The sequence below is a fragment of the Shewanella sp. Sh95 genome (genome assembly GCF_001308045.1).
Lineage (GTDB): Bacteria > Pseudomonadota > Gammaproteobacteria > Enterobacterales > Shewanellaceae > Shewanella > Shewanella xiamenensis.
Genome location: NZ_LGYY01000129.1, coordinates 1 through 3,155, shown reverse-complemented (window position 1 = coordinate 3,155; position 3,155 = coordinate 1). Strand labels below are relative to the sequence as shown.

At 40.8% G+C, this 3,155-nt stretch carries 3 protein-coding genes; all 3 read right to left on the bottom strand.

Features of this window, described 5'->3' with window-relative positions; genetic code table 11:
* Window positions 1–140 precede the first annotated feature (140 nt).
* The 3 genes from AEA42_RS09675 to AEA42_RS09665 all read right to left on the bottom strand — a co-directional run bounded on the left by AEA42_RS09675 (window position 141) and on the right by AEA42_RS09665 (window position 2,937).
* The gene (locus AEA42_RS09675; RefSeq protein ID WP_055647614.1) at window positions 141–836 is read right to left on the bottom strand and encodes a hypothetical protein; all 696 of its coding nucleotides are present in this window, start codon (window positions 834–836) and stop codon (window positions 141–143) included.
* 268 nt (window positions 837–1,104) lie between these two features.
* The gene (locus tag AEA42_RS09670) at window positions 1,105–2,082 is read right to left on the bottom strand and encodes a hypothetical protein (RefSeq protein ID WP_037431476.1); all 978 of its coding nucleotides are present in this window, start codon (window positions 2,080–2,082) and stop codon (window positions 1,105–1,107) included.
* Window positions 2,083–2,487: 405 nt separating this feature from the next.
* Entirely contained in the window at window positions 2,488–2,937 is a 450-nt protein-coding gene (locus AEA42_RS09665; RefSeq protein WP_055647613.1) for a hypothetical protein, read from the bottom strand.
* Between the last annotated feature and the right edge of the window lie 218 nt (window positions 2,938–3,155).

Genomic DNA, 3,155 nt, shown 5'->3' with positions numbered 1-3,155 from the left:
GAAATGGACCATGCCAATCCACAATTGGAGCCTTTGTTTATCTCAGTTAGCGATTTATTTTGAAGGACGTTTAGATAGCGTGCTGGAAATTTAAAAATTAGCCTGACACAGAATTTTGAACGCCCTCTTTTTTGAGGTTATTACCCTCTCCTACATGTCCGGCACCAACTCTGATGACTAATCCCATTTGACATATTTCTAAAGCCAAAAAGTTCTTCAATTTCGTTAAACCCCCTTGCTTGGACGCCACACTTAGGACAAGTATGAAGCACTGTAGCTATATGATTAAGAATCTTGTTTCCATCAACCAACGGAGATATCATTTTTGATGGAATTAAGTTAACCCCCAAAATTTTTCTTATTTCAGAAACAGGAACTGGGGGTTCAATAATTTGAAAGTTAGATAGTTCTTGGTATGTATATTCTTGCATTGTTGAAGGTTTACCCGACGTTTTCCCATAAGCAATTACCCCCTTGCTTTCTGTGTACATAAAAACCATGCGTTGAGCATTAATATTTTTGATAAATCCCCGCCAAGACTCATCTTTCGAAGCAATTATTTGCTTAGTAAGCATAATGTTTTCATCAGCAAGTGTTTCACTTTTACTTAGATTAAAAAGATAAAAAGGGCTATCTAAAAAGGAATTATCTTGGTCTGCTTGTATGCTTGCCTTAACTACTTTCACACCCTCTTCTAGCAAAAAAGCCAATACTTTTTGCTTACTCATGCCCATCTGTCTCATAAGTTCTTCGACAAAATCATGTTGCTCATTTGTGATTCTGACCGTCGTGCTAACTAGAGGCTTTGGTGTCTGGTTTACATTTGATTTCGACATTACCGTGATAACCCTCCCTGAATGATAAACAAAGTTCGATAAATCAAGCCACCCATTTTAAATCAACAACATAATGCACTTTCAGTTTGCCTACAACTTGTAAAAGTTAACATTGTTAAAAAAGAACCATCAAAAGTTATAGGGACAGCATCTGAGGCAATAAATTGCGCTAATCCCTTAAAAAATCGGGCATTTCAGACGAGATAAATCATCCCAGTTCTTAGGGGATACTCAGCAAGGGTTACTTTCGAAGTTATATAAGTCGTTGTCAGTTGCAGCGCAAGTGCTGGCAGCTTGCCGCAAAGTGCCGTCGTCGCTTTTCGAGATGTTCGCAGTAATCGCTCAGTTCTTGCAGCGTGCCCACTGGCCCGTGAAATAGTTTGCCAAACTCGGTTGTCAGCTTGAGCCAATTGTCATGGGGGATATTTAATCTGTTCAGTATCTTGGCGCTACTTTCACTGATGCTTCCACGTTTATCATTGCGAATGATTCGGCCGGTATCATCCACCAATTGAAGGTAATCGGTTAAGGCAAACGCAATGCCATTGGGTTGGTTGTCGCACTCGTTGCCAATAAAAGGCAGGAGATTGCTCGGCTGCTCACCTTTTAATGCGGCCCGAATACGTAGTTGAATACTGGTATGGTCGGATTGTTCAGGTGTATCAGCGAGTTGTGCTCTAATCGGATTTAAATCAACGTAAGTCATGCAGGCTAATACTGCGGCTTCATCGAGTAATGCTTGGGATTTAAACCGACCTTCCCAGAAACGACCTGTGCAGTTATCTTCTTGATTTGCTTGCCTTGCAATCGGTTCATTTAAGCAGCGCATAAACCATGAAATATCACACAAACGGCTGCGATAAAGAGCGATTGAATGCTTTAATCTGTTCACCTCATGCGCTTCAACCAACTCACCTTTAGCGAATTTGTGCGTTAATTCATCGCCTTTAAACAACTTATGCCATTGCTCAAGCACTTCGCGGTCAGTCCAACGATTGGCACTGTCGATATCCACCCGCAGCACCAAATGCAGATGATTCGACATCACCGCAAACGCTGCCACATCAATAGCAAAAACCGCTTCAAGTTCAAATAATAATGACTCCACCCAAGCACGGCGATGGTCATAGTTTTTACCCGAGTAACTATCATCGCCACATAAAAAAGCCCGCCGAACAACGCGGCTACAGCAATGGTAATAGGGAGTGTCTTCAAGACTTATCTGAGTTCTACGAGGGCGCGGCATACAAACCTCCTTGTTTAATGCTTAACCAAAGCATAGTCGGAGGTTTACTACCGCGCTATTAAGGCTGGGTGTCCACTTTTATTACTTGACTCACTATGGGACAGAAGCAATTGATCTTTATATCTATTTATGGAGTATTGTCATTGTTTCCCCAGTGACTCGCCGTGAATATATCCCTATAGGCTCGACGGCGACATCCATGTCGCCAACGGTCACTGGTGCCCCAATGCCAATTTTAACTACCCATTTTGCAATATGTACGTAAAAAGCTAAGGGACAATAGCACGTTAGTTTTTTAGTCTAATCAGTTGGTTCCGGATTAAGATTTCAATGGATTAACGCCGCACTCTGAGGCAACTTTGTTGCACAGCGGAAAAGTTGTCCGGCTGCAACGAATTGTTATACCTAATTTCTATTTACAACCTGCAAAGCGTCAGGCCATGTGGTGTTCTCCACGATATAATCTCTAATTAAAACCCTATTTGATGCAATAATTCCCGGCCAGCGCTGATTCCAAGAGTTATAAGCGTGCCATGAATAACCTATGTAAAGCTCTTTACGCATAGAGTTCATAGATCTGAGAGTAGCGTCTAAGAACACCTTTTCTATTGATGTTCCTCTGATCTCCAATATGCTCGCAATATATATTAACCATCGCGCCATATGTTCATACTGCTCCCACGCATTATACCCATTCGTCAAATCCGTTTTGAATTCAATAATTTGACCAAGTGCTTTAACCACTTTTTTATCATTTATACTTACGCCGACAGCCGCAATCGAAGATACGATTTCGTAAAATGCATTTTCAATACTTAAAAAACCTTTCGTGAATTGATGATTATTAAAAACCACTTTTTTAATATTTGCTACTGATGATTCTGCACACTTTTCTGCATTCGGGATTTCCGAATTTAGCTTTTTAAAAAAATCATGGCACTCTGTTCTGAAGAATCCCCTGATGATTTACAAATAAATCATCAAATTAGGGTGGAAGCGCATCTTGTTGCATGATCAAATGGTTTCGCTAAAAACTACACTTGGACAACAAGATGCGCGAAGCCAATATCCTA

Excerpts from the sequence above, each read along its gene's own strand:
- AEA42_RS09675 (WP_055647614.1), bottom strand. The coding sequence starts at position 836 with ATGTCGAAATCAAATGTAAACCAGACACCAAAGCCTCTAGTTAGCACG.
- AEA42_RS09670 (WP_037431476.1), bottom strand. The coding sequence starts at position 2,082 with ATGCCGCGCCCTCGTAGAACTCAGATAAGTCTTGAAGACACTCCCTAT.